Source organism: Hydrogenophaga sp. FG152, assembly GCF_057809615.1.
The window spans coordinates 89,472-105,279 of sequence record NZ_JBMDKH010000017.1; the positions used below are offsets into that span (position 1 = coordinate 89,472).

At 68.1% G+C, this 15,808-nt stretch carries 17 protein-coding genes; 3 read left to right on the forward strand and 14 right to left on the reverse strand.

Features of this window, described 5'->3' with window-relative positions; translation table 11 throughout:
• Positions 1-67 precede the first annotated feature (67 nt).
• From ACODTB_RS19680 to mltG, 8 genes are all read right to left on the reverse strand, one after another.
• Positions 68-1,579 (reverse strand): tripartite tricarboxylate transporter permease, encoded by a 1,512-nt coding sequence (locus ACODTB_RS19680; protein ID WP_488929668.1) that lies wholly within the window; start codon positions 1,577-1,579, stop codon positions 68-70.
• 16 nt (positions 1,580-1,595) lie between these two features.
• Positions 1,596-2,084: a tripartite tricarboxylate transporter TctB family protein gene (locus ACODTB_RS19685; RefSeq protein ID WP_291119516.1), complete on the reverse strand. Its 489-nt coding sequence runs from the start codon at positions 2,082-2,084 to the stop codon at positions 1,596-1,598.
• Between the two features lie 120 nt (positions 2,085-2,204).
• Positions 2,205-2,885 (reverse strand): ankyrin repeat domain-containing protein, encoded by a 681-nt coding sequence (locus ACODTB_RS19690; protein WP_291119513.1) that lies wholly within the window; start codon positions 2,883-2,885, stop codon positions 2,205-2,207.
• Positions 2,882-3,724 carry a TatD family hydrolase gene (locus ACODTB_RS19695; RefSeq protein ID WP_291119510.1) on the reverse strand — a complete coding sequence of 281 codons (843 nt, stop codon included), beginning with the start codon at positions 3,722-3,724 and terminating at the stop codon, positions 2,882-2,884. The genes ACODTB_RS19690 and ACODTB_RS19695 overlap by 4 nt, the downstream gene beginning before the upstream one ends.
• 76 nt (positions 3,725-3,800) lie before the next feature.
• Positions 3,801-4,172, reverse strand: a complete 372-nt coding sequence (locus tag ACODTB_RS19700) for a PilZ domain-containing protein (RefSeq protein ID WP_291119507.1) — start codon at positions 4,170-4,172, stop codon at positions 3,801-3,803.
• Positions 4,173-4,227: 55 nt separating this feature from the next.
• Entirely contained in the window at positions 4,228-5,253 is a 1,026-nt protein-coding gene (locus tag ACODTB_RS19705; protein ID WP_291119504.1) for a DNA polymerase III subunit delta', read from the reverse strand.
• Positions 5,250-5,909: a dTMP kinase gene (gene tmk, locus ACODTB_RS19710; protein WP_291119502.1), complete on the reverse strand. Its 660-nt coding sequence runs from the start codon at positions 5,907-5,909 to the stop codon at positions 5,250-5,252. Before tmk ends, ACODTB_RS19705 begins: the two co-directional genes overlap by 4 nt.
• A gap of 31 nt (positions 5,910-5,940) precedes the next feature.
• Positions 5,941-6,933: an endolytic transglycosylase MltG gene (mltG, locus tag ACODTB_RS19715; protein ID WP_291119500.1), complete on the reverse strand. Its 993-nt coding sequence runs from the start codon at positions 6,931-6,933 to the stop codon at positions 5,941-5,943.
• A gap of 89 nt (positions 6,934-7,022) precedes the next feature.
• Here mltG and ygfZ point away from each other — a divergent pair, with 89 nt between their 5' ends.
• Both ygfZ and ACODTB_RS19725 read left to right on the forward strand, forming a co-directional pair.
• Positions 7,023-7,967, forward strand: a complete 945-nt coding sequence (gene ygfZ / locus ACODTB_RS19720; RefSeq protein WP_291119498.1) for a CAF17-like 4Fe-4S cluster assembly/insertion protein YgfZ — start codon at positions 7,023-7,025, stop codon at positions 7,965-7,967.
• A 19-nt stretch (positions 7,968-7,986) separates the two neighbouring features.
• The gene (locus ACODTB_RS19725) at positions 7,987-8,844 is read left to right on the forward strand and encodes an NRDE family protein (RefSeq protein ID WP_291119496.1); all 858 of its coding nucleotides are present in this window, start codon (positions 7,987-7,989) and stop codon (positions 8,842-8,844) included.
• A 13-nt stretch (positions 8,845-8,857) separates the two neighbouring features.
• On the opposite strand, the gene ACODTB_RS19730 is transcribed toward ACODTB_RS19725, so the two are convergent.
• A complete protein-coding gene (locus tag ACODTB_RS19730; protein WP_291119493.1) occupies positions 8,858-9,721 on the reverse strand; it encodes a YbgC/FadM family acyl-CoA thioesterase in 864 nt (287 codons plus the stop codon).
• A 1-nt stretch (position 9,722) separates the two neighbouring features.
• On the reverse strand, positions 9,723-10,706 hold the full coding sequence (locus tag ACODTB_RS19735; protein ID WP_291119491.1) for an alpha/beta hydrolase: 984 nt from the start codon (positions 10,704-10,706) through the stop codon (positions 9,723-9,725).
• A gap of 107 nt (positions 10,707-10,813) precedes the next feature.
• Between ACODTB_RS19735 and ACODTB_RS19740 the strand changes: the two genes are divergently transcribed.
• Positions 10,814-11,950 carry an iron-containing alcohol dehydrogenase gene (locus ACODTB_RS19740; protein WP_291119488.1) on the forward strand — a complete coding sequence of 379 codons (1,137 nt, stop codon included), beginning with the start codon at positions 10,814-10,816 and terminating at the stop codon, positions 11,948-11,950.
• Here ACODTB_RS19740 and trhO read toward each other — a convergent pair whose 3' ends face one another.
• The 4 genes from trhO to ACODTB_RS19760 form a co-directional block, all read right to left on the reverse strand.
• Positions 11,951-12,883, reverse strand: coding sequence for an oxygen-dependent tRNA uridine(34) hydroxylase TrhO (gene trhO, locus ACODTB_RS19745; protein WP_291119485.1), 933 nt, complete (start codon positions 12,881-12,883; stop codon positions 11,951-11,953). It abuts the gene before it with no gap.
• Positions 12,884-12,904: 21 nt separating this feature from the next.
• Positions 12,905-13,999 carry a patatin-like phospholipase family protein gene (locus ACODTB_RS19750; protein WP_291119482.1) on the reverse strand — a complete coding sequence of 365 codons (1,095 nt, stop codon included), beginning with the start codon at positions 13,997-13,999 and terminating at the stop codon, positions 12,905-12,907.
• Between the two features lie 40 nt (positions 14,000-14,039).
• A complete protein-coding gene (locus ACODTB_RS19755) occupies positions 14,040-14,873 on the reverse strand; it encodes an HDOD domain-containing protein (RefSeq protein ID WP_291119479.1) in 834 nt (277 codons plus the stop codon).
• Between the two features lie 82 nt (positions 14,874-14,955).
• On the reverse strand, positions 14,956-15,783 hold the full coding sequence (locus tag ACODTB_RS19760) for an HDOD domain-containing protein (RefSeq protein ID WP_291119476.1): 828 nt from the start codon (positions 15,781-15,783) through the stop codon (positions 14,956-14,958).
• Between the last annotated feature and the right edge of the window lie 25 nt (positions 15,784-15,808).

The following is a 15,808-nucleotide window of genomic DNA, read 5'->3' on the forward strand; positions in this document are numbered from 1 at the left end:
AAGCCCGGGCCACTTTGCAGCGGCCCGGGCTTGATGAAGAGATTGGGCGCGCGGTGCGCCCGGTGCTTCAGTCCTCGACGAAGGCTTCTTCGCGCTTCTTCTTGATCGATGGCAGCAGCACGATGAGCAGCAAGGCCACGGCCACGGCCAGCAAGGAGGCGGAGATCGGGCGGGTCACGAAGACCGACCAGTCGCCACGCGAGATCAGCAGGGCGCGGCGCAGGTACTCCTCCATCATCGGGCCCAGGATGAAGCCGAGCAGCAAGGGCGCCGGCTCGCAACCGAGCTTGATGAAGATGTAGCCGATCACACCGAACAGCGCCACCATCCAGATGTCGAAACTGTTGTTGTTGGTCGAGTACACACCGATCGCGCAGAACAGCACGATGGCCGGGAACAGCCAGCGGTAGGGCACGGCCAGCAGCTTGATCCACATGCCGATCAGCGGCAGGTTCAAGATGATCAGCATGGCGTTGCCGATCCACATGGAAGCGATCAGGCCCCAGAACAGTTCCGGGTTGCTGGTCATGACCTGCGGGCCCGGCTGGATGTTGTGGATGGTCATGGCACCGACCATCAGCGCCATCACGGCGTTGGGCGGAATGCCCAGCGTGAGCAACGGGATGAACGAGGTCTGCGCACCGGCGTTGTTGGCGGACTCGGGGCCGGCCACGCCACGGATGTTGCCCTTGCCGAACGGGATCTCTCCGGGCTTGAGCTTGACCTTCTTCTCGATCGTGTAGGCCGCGAAAGCCGACAGCAGCGCACCACCGCCAGGCAGGATGCCCAGCGCCGAACCCAGGGCCGTGCCACGCAGGACCGCCGGCAGCATGTTCTTGAAGTCCTCCTTGGTGGGCATCAGGCCGTGCACCTTGTCGGTGAACACCTGGCGCTCGCCTTCGGGGTGGGACAGGTTGTGGATGATCTCGCCGTAGCCGAACACGCCCATGGCGATCACGACGAAGCTGATGCCGTCGGTGAGCTCAGGCACGTCGAAGCTGAAGCGCGCCACGCCCGAGTTCACGTCGGTGCCCACCAGGCCCAGCAGCAGGCCCAGCACGATCATGGCCAGCGCCTTGACGAGCGAACCCGAAGCCAGCACCACGGCGCCGATCAGGCCCACGATCATGAGCGAGAAGTACTCGGCGGGGCCGAAGCTCAGGGCCACCTCGGTCAGCGGCGGCGCGAACGCGGCCAGCACCAAGGTGCCGACGCAACCCGCAAAGAACGAACCCAGACCAGCGGCCGCCAGCGCAGGGCCTGCCCGGCCCTTCTTCGCCATCTGGTGGCCGTCGATCACGGTCACCACCGACGACGATTCGCCGGGCAGGTTGACCAGAATGGCGGTGGTGGAACCACCATACTGCGCGCCGTAGTAGATACCGGCCAGCATGATCAGTGCGGCCACGGGCGGCAGGCCGTAGGTGGCGGGCAGCAGCATGGCGATGGTGGCAACCGGGCCGATGCCGGGCAGCACGCCGATCAGGGTGCCCAGCAAGCAACCCACCAGGGCGTAGAGGATGTTCTGGAAAGTGAAGGCGACGCCGAAGCCCAGCGCCAGATGGTCAAAAAGTTCCATGAAAAGAGTCTCCGGATCAGGCGGTCAGGAACGCAGGCCACACCGGGAACTGCAGATTCAATGCGTAGACAAAGGCGCCGTAGCTGCCGACGGCAAGGATGGTCGCGAGGATCACCGACTCCTTGAGGCTGGAGTTGGGGCGCGCGTAGCCGGCGATGAGGACCAGTGCATAGATCGCGACGATCAGACCGAAGGCGGGAAGGCCCACGCTTGGCAGGCCGACGAGCAGGATGCCGAAAGCCAGGTTGGCGCCGATGATGAAGCCCAGGGGGCGCCAGGCAATGCTGCCGATGGGGTCACCATCGATGGCCTTGCTCTTGAACGACTGCAGCGTCACGATCAGTCCCAGCCCCGCCAGGACGATGCCTAGCAACAGTGGGAAGTAGCCTGGGCCCATGCGCGCCGCGCTGCCAACCGTGAAGTTGGTCGCTCCGATGGCAAACGTGATGCCAACGATGGTGAACATGAGTCCAGAGAAAAAGTCCTTTTGGCTTGCCAATTTCACGGCGTCTCCTCAATTTGTGGGTGTCGGGGGCGATTTTGATGCGGCCGCGCCATTTGGCGCATGTGGGTTACACCTACTCCAGGCCAGTTCGACCAGAGCCTGCGGGTCGCAGGCCTGGCTTCACCACTTGCCTTTGGGCTGCTGGGCGCGCACAAAGGCCGCAATGATATCGGCGGAAGCCTGCCGATTCGCCTGCCGCGCGAAATCAATCGCGGTCAGTCCCCGTTCGTTCCTGAGCAGCGGGTCGGCGCCCTCCTCCAGCAACAGCTTGACCACGCCCGCGCTGCCGTATTGGGCGGCCATCATGAGGGGCGTGGTCTTGTTGGGCGACTCGGCGTCGATGTAGGCGTGGTGTTCGAGCAGCAGCCGCACCATGGCCGCGCTGTTGTCGCCGGCGTGGCTGGCGGCATAGTGCAAGGGCGTCCAGCCCGGCTTGTTGACCTCGGCCTTGCGCGCGATCAGCCGTTTGGCCAGATCCAGCTGGCCTTTGATCGCCGCGATCATCAGGGGGCTCTCATCCTTGCTGGTGCGAGCCTCCACGTCCACCTTGTTCTGGCTCAGCAGAAAGTCGGTCACCTGCGGCGCGTCGCCGCGAATCGCAAGGTACAAGGCATGCTCGCCTGCGGCGTTGCGGGTGTTCAGGTCGAAACCCCGCTGCCCGAGCTGCCGCACGGTGGCGACGTCGTCTTTCGCGATGGCGATGAAGAAGTCGTCGAACGAGCTGGCCCAGACCGAACCCGTGCACGCCAGGATCAGAGCAGCGATCCATTTAAAAACAATGTACTTTTTAAGATTTCTCATGTATTGGATGAGGAAATTTGTGCCGATGGAGCAGCGGTCACCTGGTCAAACAGCTGCTCGAAATTGCGGCTGGTGGCTTCCGCCACGGCCTCCACGCTGAGTCCCTTGAGCTCGGCGACCTGCTTGGCGACCCAGGGCACGTAAGCCGGCGTGTTTGTCTTGCCGCGGTAGGGCACGGGTGCGAGGTAGGGGCTGTCGGTTTCGATGAGGGTGCGGTCCAGCGGCACATAGGCGGCCACCTCGCGCAGATCGGCCGCGGTGCGAAACGTCAGGATGCCGGAGAAAGAAATGAAAAAGCCAAGGTCGAGTGCGGCACGGGCCACCGTCATGCTTTCGGTGAAGCAGTGGAAAACCCCTTTTGCCGGCGCCAGCCCGGCGGCGGTGCCGGAGGCGAAACCGCCCTCCTCGCGCAGGATCGCCACCGTGTCGTCGGACGCGCTGCGGGTGTGGATCACCAGGGGCAGCGCGGTCTGGCGGGCGGCGCGGATGTGGACGCGAAACCGCTCGCGCTGCCATTCCATGTCGGCCACCGTGCGGTCGCCCAGGCGGTAGTAGTCCAGCCCGGTTTCACCGATGCCCACCACCCGAGGGCGGGCCGCGCGTTCCAGCAGGTCGTCGAGCGTCGGCTCCTGCACCTCGTCGCTGTCGGGGTGCACCCCGACAGTGGACCAGAGGTGGTCGTGGTCGCGGGCGAGGCTGTAGACGTCTTCGAATTCTTCCAGCGTGGTGCAGATGCACAGGGCCCGGTCGACCTGGGCTTGCGACATGGCGTCGAGGATGTCGGGCAGTTGGGCCCGGAGCTCGGGAAAGCTGAGGTGGCAGTGGGAGTCGGTGAACATACGGAAAAGGTGCCGGCATGAAAAAGCCGATGGGCACCGCATTGTGCGCCGCATCGGCTGGCCGGGAATCGGTGTGTCAGAGTGTCTGGGTGGCGCGGTCGGAACCGAGGCTGGAGCCCAGGATCTCCTCGATCTTCAATTTGAGCTGGCGCGACTTCTCGTCTGCCGGGAACCGGATGCCCACGCCCTGCGTGCGGGCGCCCTGGGCCTTGGCGGGGGTGACCCAGGCCACCTTGCCCGCGACCGGGTAACGCTGCGGGTCGTCGGGCAGGCTGAGCAGCACGTACACATCGTCGCCCAGGCGGTACTCGCGCGAAGAAGGGATGAAGATGCCGCCGTCGGCGAACAAGGGGATGTACGCGGCGTACAGCGCCGCCTTTTCCTTGATGGAGAGCTGGATCACGCTCGGCCGCGCCGCCGCAGCCGATGGAGGGGGGGAGGTGCTCATGGTTGGCGAGTTTAGCGGCAATACCCTGCCGCGCGGGTGGTTTTAAGGCCGTGCGTCAGCCCTTGCGCGCCGCCCCGCTGGCCAGCACCTGCCGGGTGCGCGCCGCCCAGGCTTCCTGCATCAGGCCGGCGTTGTAGGGGTGTTCGACCGAGCGTGCGGCGCTCATGAGCTCGCGCGACCACTGCGCCAGCGCACCCCAGCGGGGTGCGGGGGGCAGTTGATCGGTCTGGAAAAAGCGCGCGGGCGCGCCTGCGGCCCGGGCCATGAGGTCGTGGCACAGCTTCTGCAGCACGGCGAGTTGCTGGGCCGGCGGCCATCCATTGAGGGTGCCCCAGTCGCCCCGGGCCAGCGCCTGGGGCAGTTGTGCCCAGGTCGCGCCCTGCAAACCGGTGGCCGCCCAGGCCAGGGCATCGTCGGGCCGACCACCGGCGGCCTGCAGCCACACGGCGGCCTGCGCGCGGTCCACCGCCTTGTTGCCGTCGGTGGCCTGTTGCACCAGCCAGTCCAGCGCCTCGGCCTCCTCGGGCCACACCATGCTGTGGGTCTGGCAGCGGCTGCGGATGGTGGGCAGCAGCTGGTGCGCGGCTTCGGTGGAGAGCACGAAGCGCACTTCCCCCACCGGTTCTTCCAGCGTCTTGAGCAAGGTGTTGGCCGACTCGATGTTCATGCGCTCGGCCGGGTGCACCAGGATCACCTTGGTGCGGCCGCGCGAGCGCGTGAACTGCGTGAAGCCCACCGCCTCGCGCGCCGCCTCCACCCGGATGAGCTTGCTGGCCTTGCGCTTCTTGTCGTCGATTTCTTTCTGCGCGCCCTCGTCCAGCGGCCAGCCGAGTTCCAGGCTCAGGGTCTCGGGCATGAGCGCGCACAGGTCGGCATGGGTGCGCACGTCGATCGCATGGCAGCTGCCACAGACGCCGCAGGCCCCATCGGGGGTCGGCTGCTCGCACAGCCAGGCGCGGGCCAGCGCCAGCGCGAGGTCGTACTGGCCCAGGCCCGACGGGCCGGACAGCAGCAAGGCGTGGCCGCGCTGGGCCAGCAGGCCGCGCAGCTGTTTCTGCAGCCAGGGGGCGAGCTGGCTCATGCGCGGGCCTCGGTGGGTTGAAGCCAGCCACGCTGTTCGAACGCCTGACGCACCTGCTGCCAGACCTCGGCCTTGGGCTGGTCGGAGGCGATGCGGGCAAAGCGCTCGGGCGCGCCTTCCATGCGTTGGGCGTAGCCCGCCGCCACCCGCTCGAAGAACGCCTGCGGCTGCGACTCGAAACGGTCGGGCACGCGGGCGCAGGCCAAGCGCTGCGCGGCCACGGCGGGCGGCAGGTCGAACCACACCGTGAGGTCGGGTTGGCGAAGCGCGTCCGTGCCAGGCTGCCCCTGGACCCAGCGCTCGAGTTGCCGCAGGACCGCGAGGTCGAACCCCCGTCCGCTGCCCTGGTAGGCGAAGGTGGCGTCGGTGAACCGGTCGCACAGCACCACCTCGCCACGCATGAGGGCGGGTTCGATGACCTGTTGCAGGTGATCGCGGCGCGCCGCGAACATCAACAAGGCCTCGCTCAGCGGATCCATGGCGTCGTTCAGCACCAGTTCGCGGAGCTTTTCCGCCAGCGGGGTGCCACCGGGCTCGCGGGTGAGCGCAACGCTGCGGCCCGCCGCCCGGAAAGCGTCGGCCAGCGCGGCGATGTGGGTGGACTTGCCCGCGCCGTCGATGCCTTCGAAGGTGATGAAGAGTCCGGCGGAGTGCATGTTCGGAAATCTGGTGAGCGCCTGCACGGGGTCAGCGGCGCAGGATGTAGCGCTGGACCGCGGCATTGTGCTCTTCGAGGGTGGCGCTGAACTGGCTGGAGCCGTCGCCGCGCGAGACGAAATAGATGGCGTTGGTGGGCTGGGGACGCACGGCCGCCAGCAGCGAGGCCATGCCCGGAATGGCGATGGGCGTGGGCGGCAGGCCGGCGCGGGTGTAGGTGTTGTAGGCGGTGTCGGTCTGCAGGTCGACCCGGCGCAGGTTGCCGTCAAAACGTTCGCCCAGGCCGTAGATCACCGCCGGATCGGTCTGCAGTCGCATGCCGATGCGCAGGCGGTTGGAGAACACCCCCGCGACGCGCCGGCGGTCGCTCTCGAGGCCGGTTTCCTTTTCGACGATGCTGGCCAGGATGAGCGCTTCATCGGGCGTGCGCAGCGGCGATGCCGGGTCGCGCTGCTCCCACACCTGGGTCAGGCGCTGCTCCATGGCCTGCGCGGCCTGGCGCAGCACGCTGGAGGCCGGGGCGCGTGTGACCACGCGGTAGGTGTCCGGGAAGAAGCGCCCTTCGGGATGCCGGCCCGGGTAACCGATGAGCGCCATGATGTCGTTCTGGCTCATGCCCTCGATGTCCTGCGTGAGGTCGGGCGAGGTGCGCACGGCCTGCAGCACCTGGCGGATGTTCCAGCCTTCCAGCAGGGTGATGCTGCGCAGCGCCTGTTCGCCGCGCACCAGCTTGGACAGCAACGCGCGAGGCGTGGTGCCGGGTGCGATTTCGTAGGTGCCGGCCTTGATGTCGCGGGCCTGGCCGGAAAAGCGGAACCACGCATACAGCAACTGCGAGGGCGTGTTCACGCCGGAGGCCTGCAGGGTGTCGGCCACCGACTGGGCCGAGGCCCCGGGCTCGATCGTGACGAGCAGCGGGTTCTGTGCCGAGGTGCTGGCTGCCAGGGGCAGCGGTTGCTGCAGCCACCACATGCCGCCCGCGGCCAGCAGCATGCCCAGCAGCAGGGACACAACCAGCAACATTTTCAGGAGACGGATCACAGGCTTGGGCTCGGCAGGGACAAGGCGTGGAGGGGCGGCGGGGAACCGGGCCGGCCATGATAATCGACGCCATGAGCACCTCGACGATCCCCTCCAGCATCCCCGACGGCCTGGCCACAAGCGGCGTTGCCCCGCTGCCGCACCTGGGTGTGATCCGGGTGGAAGGCGAAGACGCCGCGAAGTTCCTGCAGGGTCAGCTGACGCAGGATTTCGCCATGCTCGGCCAGTCCGAGGCCCGCCTGGCCGCGTTCTGCTCGGCCAAGGGCCGCATGCAGGCCAGCTTCGTGGGCTTCAAGCGCAGCCCCGACGAGATCCTGCTGGTCTGCAGCCGCGACCTGCTGGCCACCACGCTCAAGCGCCTGTCCATGTTCGTGCTGCGCGCCAAGGCCAGGCTCAGCGACGCCAGCGAGGCCTACGCCCTCTTCGGCCTCGTGGGCAGCGCCGTGCCGCCGGCCCTGCCACCCACCTTGTGGAGCCAGTGGCGCGATGGCGAGGCCAGCGTGGTGCGCCTGTACCCGGCCGAAGGCCTGGCGCGAGCCCTGTGGGTTGCGCCTGTGCAAACCCAGGCACCGGCGGGGGACGCCATGGCCGAGCCGCTGTGGCAATGGCTGGACGTTCGCAGCGGCGTGGCCACCGTGAGCCAGCCGGTGTTCGAGGCCTTTGTGCCGCAGATGCTGAACTACGAATCGGTCGGGGGCGTGAACTTCAAGAAGGGCTGCTACCCCGGGCAGGAGGTGGTGGCCCGCAGCCAGTTTCGCGGCACACTCAAGCGCCGCGCCTATCTGGTGCATGGCCAGACACCCATGGCGGCCGGCCAGGATGTGTTCCATGACGTCGACGCCGAACAACCCTGCGGCACCGTGGTGCAGGCGGCGGCCCATCCTTCGGGTGGTTTCGATGCCATCGTCTCGCTGCAGACCCGCGCGGCCGCGCAAGGCAGCCTGCACATCGGCGGCGCGCAGGGCCCGGCGCTGCAACTGCTGCCCCTGCCCTACCCCTTGCTGGACGACATCTGAGCAACGCGGCGGGTGCGCCATGTGTCTGATCGCCTTTGCCCTGCATGCCGACCCGGGCTGTCCCCTGCTCATCGCGGCCAACCGCGACGAGTTCCTGGACCGGCCGACCGAAGCCCTGCACCGCTGGACCCTGGCCGACGGCACCGAGATCGTGGCCGGGCGCGACCTGCGCGACGGCGGTACCTGGCTCGGTTTGAGCCCTCGTGGCCGGGTCGCCATGCTCACCAATGTGCGGCAGACGCAGGCCGGCCCGGGCCCGCGCAGCCGGGGTGAGCTGGTCACGCGCTGGCTGCAGGGCCAGAGCGACGAGCACGACGCGGACCAACTCGCCACCACGATCGATCCCGGCGCCTACGGCGGCTTCAACCTGGTGGTGGGCGACTTCCACCGCCACCGCTGGACCTGGCTGAGCAACCGCCACCCCGATGCACCGCACGAGGCGCGCTCGCCCGGGCTGTACCGCAAGGCACTGGAGGCTGGTGTCTATGGCCTGTCCAACGCCAGCCTGGACACGCCCTGGCCCAAGACCCAGCGCCTCAAGCGGGCCGTGGCCGACGCGCTGGTGGGCCTGCACCAGCGCTGCGCCTCGGACGACTGGCTGCAGCCGCTGGCGCGCACGCTCACCGACCGCGCGCAGGCCGAAGTGCGCGAACTGCCGCACACCGGCGTGCCCGACGACATGGAGCGCGCACTCTCCAGCCCCTTCGTGCACATGCCCGACCGTGCCTACGGCACCCGCAGCAGCCTGGTGGTGAGCGCGCGGCCCGGCGCCGACCAGGGCTGGGAGGTGCGCATGGACGAGTGGACACACGACCACGCGGCACTGGGCGGCCCGTTCGAGGCCGTGCCCCACCGGCGCGAAACGCTGGTGTGGTGAAGGGCCCGCCGGTTCAGAGCTTCGCGACCATTTCCTGGTGCGGGATGCCGGCCTCTTCGAAGGCCTCTCCCCGGCGGTCGAAGCCCAGCCGGGTGTAGAAGCCCTCGGCGCTGCGCTGGGCGTGCAGCATCACTTCGGTGTCGCCGCGCTCGCGGGCCGCGCCCATCAATGCGTGCAGCACGTCCCGCCCCAACCGCCCGCCCCGCAACGAACGCTCCACCGCCATGCGGCCGATGCGCGCCACGCCCGGTTCGTGCGGCAGCATGCGCCCCGTGGCCACCGCGCGGCCCAGGCGGTTGTAGGCCACGGCGTGCAGCGCGACCGCATCGGCTTCGTCCCATTCGAGTTCCTTGGGGATGCGCTGTTCCTCCACGAACACCGCCGTGCGCAGGCGCTGTGCGTCGGGGCCGAGTTCGCTCCAGGGTCCCACGCGCACCGAGCTCATGGGCTCGCCGGCCTCGTAACCGTTGAGGGCCTCGCGCAGCGCGGGCGGCACCGGGCGGGACTTCTGCGTGGCGGGGTCGGCGAACACGTAGATCAGCTCGCCGCTGATCAGGTGCTCGTCACCGCGAAAGATCGCGCCGGTGAAGCTGAGCGACGAGGTTCCGATGCGGCTGCACTTCATGGCCACGTCGATCTGGTCGTCCACCCGCGCGGAGGCATGGAACTCCACGGTGGCCTTCACCACGTACAGATCGCCTTCGAGCTGCTCCATCGTCTCGTGGTACGGCAGGGCCAGGGCGCGCCAGTAGTCGGTGATGGCGGTGTCGAAGTACATCAGATAGTGTGCGTTGAACACGATTTTCTGCATGTCCACCTCGGCCCAGCGCACGCGCAGGCGGTGGAAGAAGCGGAAGTCGGACCGGGTCAAGCTCATCTCAAGCGGCTCCAAAAGCGTTGCGCAGCGCCAGGGCCGCGTGTTGGTGGGCGGTCCTGGCCTGGGGAATGGCGCGACCGAAGTTGATGAAGCCGTGAACCACGCCGGCGTAGATCTCCAGGTCCACCGCCACGCCGGCATGGCGCAGGCGGTCGGCGTACATCACGCCCTCGTCGGTGAGGGGGTCGCATTCGGCCAGGCCGATCCAGGCCGGCGCCACGTCGTCGAGATCGCGCGGGTGACCGCTTTCGTCGACCCCGTCCAGCGGGGCAAAGCGCCAGTCGTCCCGGTCGGCCGCGTCGCGCAGGTAGTGGCCGAAAAAATAGCGGATGTCCGCTTCTTCGAGCAGGAAACCCTGGGCGAAGGTCTTGTGGCTGGCCGTGTCCTGGTGGCCCGCGCAACCGGGGTAGAACAGGCATTGCAAGGCCAGCGGCCAGCCCGCATCGCGCGCGGCGATCGCCGTCACCGCGGCCAGGGTTCCACCCGCGCTGTCGCCACCGACCGCGATGCGCCTGCCATCCAGTCCGAGTGCGCTGGCGTGTTCACGCAGCCAGGCCAGGCTGTCCCAGGCATCGTGCACCGCGGTCGGAAATTTCGCCTCGGGCGCGAGCCGGTAGTCCACCGAGAGCACGGCACAGCCCGCGAGATGGGCCAGCTGGCGGCACAGCGGCCCGTGGGTGGTGACACTGCCCACCGTGAAGCCTCCGCCGTGAAAGTACAGCAGCACCGGCAGCGGGCTCCCTGACTCGGGCGCGAAGAGGCGCGCCGGCAGGTCGACACCATCGCGTGCGGGGATGCGCAGGTCTTCCACACGGGCCATGGGGTGCGAGGGCACCTCCAGCACGCCGGCACCGGCCTCGTAGGCCGCCTTGGCCTTGTCGGGGGGAAGCGCATGCAGCGGCGGGTGCCCGGCGCGGGCGATGCGGTCGAGCACCCCACGCATCATGGGCGTGAGCAGGTCGCGGGGATCGGGTGCATTCGACATGGCATGCGATTGTGGCTGTCTTTTGCGCGACCCGCGCGGGCAGCGCGCCATAGGCAAGGCCCCGGGTCAACCGTATAGTTTTCTTCGCACCACGGAGACAGACCCACATGGCCCAGATTCTTTACGTCACCAACATCCTGATCGATTTCGGCGCCCTCGCGCAGTTGAAAGCGGAGTGTGAGCGCATCGGCATCGCCCGCCCACTCATCGTCACCGACGCGGGCGTGAAGGCCGCGGGCCTGCTCGACAGGACCCTGGCGGCCCTGCCCGGCTTGCAGCCAGCGGTGTTCGATCAGACGCCATCCAACCCGACCGAAGCGGCCGTGCGCGCCGCCGTCGAGGTCTACCGGCAAGCCGGCTGCGACGGCCTGATCGCGCTCGGCGGCGGCAGCGCCATCGACTGCGCCAAGGGCGTGGCCATCGCGTCCACGCACGAAGGCCCGCTCAAGACCTACGCCACCATCGAAGGCGGTTCACCGAAGATCACCGACCGCGTGCCGCCGCTGATCGCCGTGCCCACCACCGCCGGCACCGGCAGCGAAGTGGCGCGCGGCGCCATCGTGATCGTGGACGACGGCCGCAAGCTGGGCTTCCACAGCTGGCACCTGGTGCCCAGGACCGCCCTGCTCGACCCAGAGCTCACGCTGGGCCTGCCGCCCATGCTCACCGCCGCCACGGGCATGGACGCCATCGCCCACTGCATGGAGACCTTCATGGCGCCCCCCTTCAACCCACCGGCCGATGGCATAGGCCTCGACGGCCTGCAGCGCGGCTGGGCGCACATCGAGCGCGCCACCAAAGATGGCCAGGACCGAGAGGCCCGCCTGAACATGATGAGCGCGTCCATGCAGGGCGCGATGGCGTTCCAGAAGGGGCTGGGCTGTGTGCATTCGCTCAGCCACAGCCTGGGCGGCGTGAACCCTCGCCTGCACCACGGCACGCTCAACGCGGTGTTCCTGCCCGCCGTCATCCGTTTCAACGCCGAAGCCGAGTCGATGAAGAAGGACCACCGCCTGCAACGCATGGCCCACGCCATGGGTCTCGCCAGCGGCAGCGACGTGCCCGAGGCCGTCAAGGACATGAGCGCTCGCCTGGGCCTGCCCAGTGGCTTGGCGGCCATGGGCGTCACGCCCGACCTGTTCGACCGCGTGATCGAAGGCGCGCTGGCCGACCACTGCCACAAGACCAACCCGCGCCTGGCCAGCGCGGACGACTACCGCGCCATGCTCCAGGCGTCGATGTGATCAGCCTTCGGGCATGCGCGCGCCCACGTGCACCTCGCCGCGCGCTTCGGCCAGTTCCACCTGGCGCTGGCGCTCGGCCAGGCGCGCCTTTTCTTCCGGGCTGCGCTGGTCGTGGCAATGCGCGCAGCTCACGCCCCTGACGTAATGCGGTGAGGCCTTGTCCTCGGCGCTCAGCGGCCAGCGGCACGAGCGGCAGAGCTCGTGTGGCCCGGGCACCAGGCCGTGGCCCACGCTCACGCGTTCGTCGAACACGAAACAGTCGCCCTGCCAGGTGCTTTGCTCAGGTGGCACCTCTTCCAGGTACTTGAGGATGCCGCCTTCCAGGTGGTAGACCTCGTCGAAGCCGCGCATCTTCATGAGCGCGGTCGACTTCTCGCAGCGGATGCCGCCGGTGCAGAACATGGCCACCTTGGGCTTGCGGCCTTCGGCCTGCAAGGCCGGTTGTGCGTCCAGCCAGGCCGGCAATTCGGTGAAGGTCCTGATGTTCGGGTTGATCGCGCCCTGGAAGGTGCCGATCGCCACCTCGTAGTCGTTGCGCGTATCGATCAGCACCACGTCCGGGTCGGCCAGCAAGGCGTTCCAGTCCTGCGGCTTCACGTACTGGCCCACGGTCTGGTTCGGGTCCAGCCCGGGCACGCGCAGCGTGACGATCTCCTTCTTCAGCCGCACCTTCATGCGGTGGAACGGCGGGTGGTCGCTCCACGAGGTCTTGTGTGGCAGTTGCGCCAGGCGCGGGTCGGCGCGCAGGTGGGCGAGCACCGCCAGCACACCTTCTTCCGGCCCCGCGATGGTGCCGTTGATGCCCTCGCGCGCCAGCAGCAGCGTGCCCTTGACGCCATGGGCCTCGCAGCACGCCAGCAGCGGCTCGCGCAGGTCGGCGTGGTCCGGCAGGTCGACGAACTGGTACAGGGCGGCGGTGAGATAGGCAGGCATGGGGGGATTATCCCGCGCTCCCTAGAGCGGGTCGATGCGCGAGAGGTCGGGCTTCTCCACCCACTCGGCGAACTCGTCGGCCAACTGGCGGGCCGCACCGGTGGCGCCGTTCCAGGCTTTCATGCGCGCCGGCAGGTCCTGCCCGTAGCGGCTGAAGTCGTCCCGGTCGGGCAGCTTGCCGTTGGGCAGCTGTTTCACCCAGTCGGGATCGGGGGCGATCACCAGCATCGCGTCCAGCGCCGGGCTGCTGCGGTGCCGGCCTTTCCAGGCCTTGTCGAGCCATCCCGGTACCACCGCCTTCTGGAAGTGGGGGTACAGCACGATGGGCGACGCCGCCGGCGGCTGGTACTGCAGGTGCAGGTGGTAGTCGGTGAGACCACCATCCCAGTAGGTGCCGGGTGGCGCGCCCGCGATGTTGCGCACTGGGCGCAGCATGAACGGGATCGAGCAGCTCGCCTGCAGCGCGTCCATGAAGTTGTCGGCGAACATCGGCACCTGCCGCGTGCGGTAATCGAGCGTGCCGAACGGCAGCGGACTCACGCCGCCCGAACCCTCGGGCACGGACGAGAACACCACCCTCTCCAGCCACGCGCCCAGGGCCTTGCGGTGCAAGGCGTTGGCGGTGAAGGCGCCCAGGTAGCCCAGCGGCGTGCGCAGGTGGCCCTCGTGCCGCAGCAGCAACCGCCCGCGCGAGGTGACGATGTGCAAACGGTACCGGGGGTGGTGCAGCGCTTCCTCCACCCGGCCGCCGTAGAACAGCTGCAGGTTCTCGCCGAAGCGCTGGCTGATCTGGCTGGCCGTGGCTCGCTTCTGCCCGGGCGGCAGCTCGTAGTGCTGGGCGATGTAGTCGCGTTCGAGTCGCTCGAAGGCGTCCACGGGGTTGCCCAGGCAGGCCGTGGCCATGCGCCAGGCGCCGATGGACGCACCGACGAGGTGCACAGGCTGCTGGCTGCGCGGCAGCCACTCCCCGAACAGGAAGCGGTCGATGGGGCCGAGGATCAGGCCCTTGGGGCCGCCCGCTGCGGCGGGGATGATGCCGACGTCGTGGGGACGCAGGCCGTGTTGTTCGATGTGCCGCCGGGCCGTGGGGCCGGCGTAGAAACGGAGCGCGGACATAGGGCTGCGATTGTCGCGCAGCCCCTTAGGTTCAAAAAGATCAGTTCGGCTCGGACGCCTCGGTGACTTCCGAGTGGCGCGAGATCGACGGGATCTCTTCGGCCACCACGGTGTCGGGGTCGATGCCGAGCACCAGGCCCACCGGGTCCGGGTAGGTGTTGATCAGCAGCTCCGAACGCATCTGCTGCTCTTCCGCGCGAGCGCGCCAAGAACCGATGTGGATCACGCCGGCGATGGGCTCGTACACGTCGTTGTCGAACGGCGCGGTCTGGTGCAGGATCGCGTTGATCATGCGCTTGGGGAAGTGCCATTCGCGGGCCAGCGCGGCCCCCACCTCGGCGTAGCTGTAGCCGAACAGGCCGCGTTCGGCCTTGGCGCGCTTGAGGTCGAGCATGGGCACGCTGCGGTCGAGATCGATCATGGCCTCGGGCATGCCCACGTGCATGACGAGCTCACCGATGCCGTGGATCAGGCCGGCCGTGAACGCGGTGTTCTCGTCCATCTTGATCGGCAGCGCGATGTAGCGCGAAAGATTGGCGGTGTTGAGGCTGTAGCGCCAGAACTGGTTGAGGTTGACGCCCCCCACGGTGTGGAAACCCTCGCCGAGCGAAGCCGCAATCACCAGCGCGCGCACCTTGATGAGGCCCAGCACATTGATCGCGTCGCGGGCATTGCTCACCGAGCGGTGCAGGCCGAAGAAGGCGGAGTTGGCGGTCTTGAGCAGCTTGGCGGTCAGCACCGGATCGTCTTCGATCAGCGAGGCCGCCAGCATGGCGTCGACATCTTCCTTGTCGAAGGTCTCGATCAGCTTGCGCACGACCTTGGGCGCAGACGGGAGTGCATTCGGTTGCTTGAGGAGCTTTTCGAGTTGCATGGTGACCTGCCTTTGCTGAGACGTGACTGCAAGAAAGTTGTCCCTGTGTCATCGTCGCAAAGGCGACGCACTTTAGAACTTTTCAGTCAATGAAGGCGCTGAGGGCCTGGCTGAATGACCATTCCGTGGGATCCTTGCCCAGCACGCTGTCCAGGTCCAGGCCCAGCGTGAGGCCGATCATGTCGGGGAAGGTGGCCACCAGGCCGGCTTCGTCGAGCTGGATTTCCTCGGCGCGGGCGCGCCAGGACGCCAGGTGAAGCACGCCACCGAGCGCGTCGTACACCTCGCCATCGAACGGCGCGGTCTGGTGCCTGAGCGCGGAGACGATGGTGGTGGGGAACTGCCACTTCTCGGCCATGCCTGCGCCGACCTCGGCGTAGGTATAGCCCAGCACCGAGCGCTCCACCTCGGCGCGGCGCAGGTCCAGCGGCGGCGTGCCCATGTCGATGGGGCCGATCAGGTCAGGCATCGCGATGTGCATGATCAGGTCGCCGATGGCGTGCACCAGACCGGCGGTGAAGGCATTGCCCTCGTTCTGGCGCAGCAGGCTGGAGAGCGAGCGCGAGATGTCGGCCACCCGCAGGCTGTAGCGCCAGAACTGGACCATGTCCACGCCCGGCACGTTCTTGAAGCTTGAGCCCAGCGCCGCGGCCATCACCAGCGAACGCACATGGGTCATGCCCAGCAGGGCCACGGCCTCCTCGGCGCTGCCGATCTGGCGGCTGACGCGGAAGAAGGCCGAATTCGACAGGCGCAGCACGCGGGTGGTGAGCGCGGGATCGTGCGCCACCAGGCTGGCGACGCGTTTGGGGCTGGGGTCTTCCTTGTTCATCTCGGCCAGCAGGTCCGAGACGGTGCGCGACATCGCGGGCAATGCGCGCGGGTAGTTCAGGAGGGCTTCGAGTTCCATGGGGTGGTGGTGAAGGCCGTGCGTG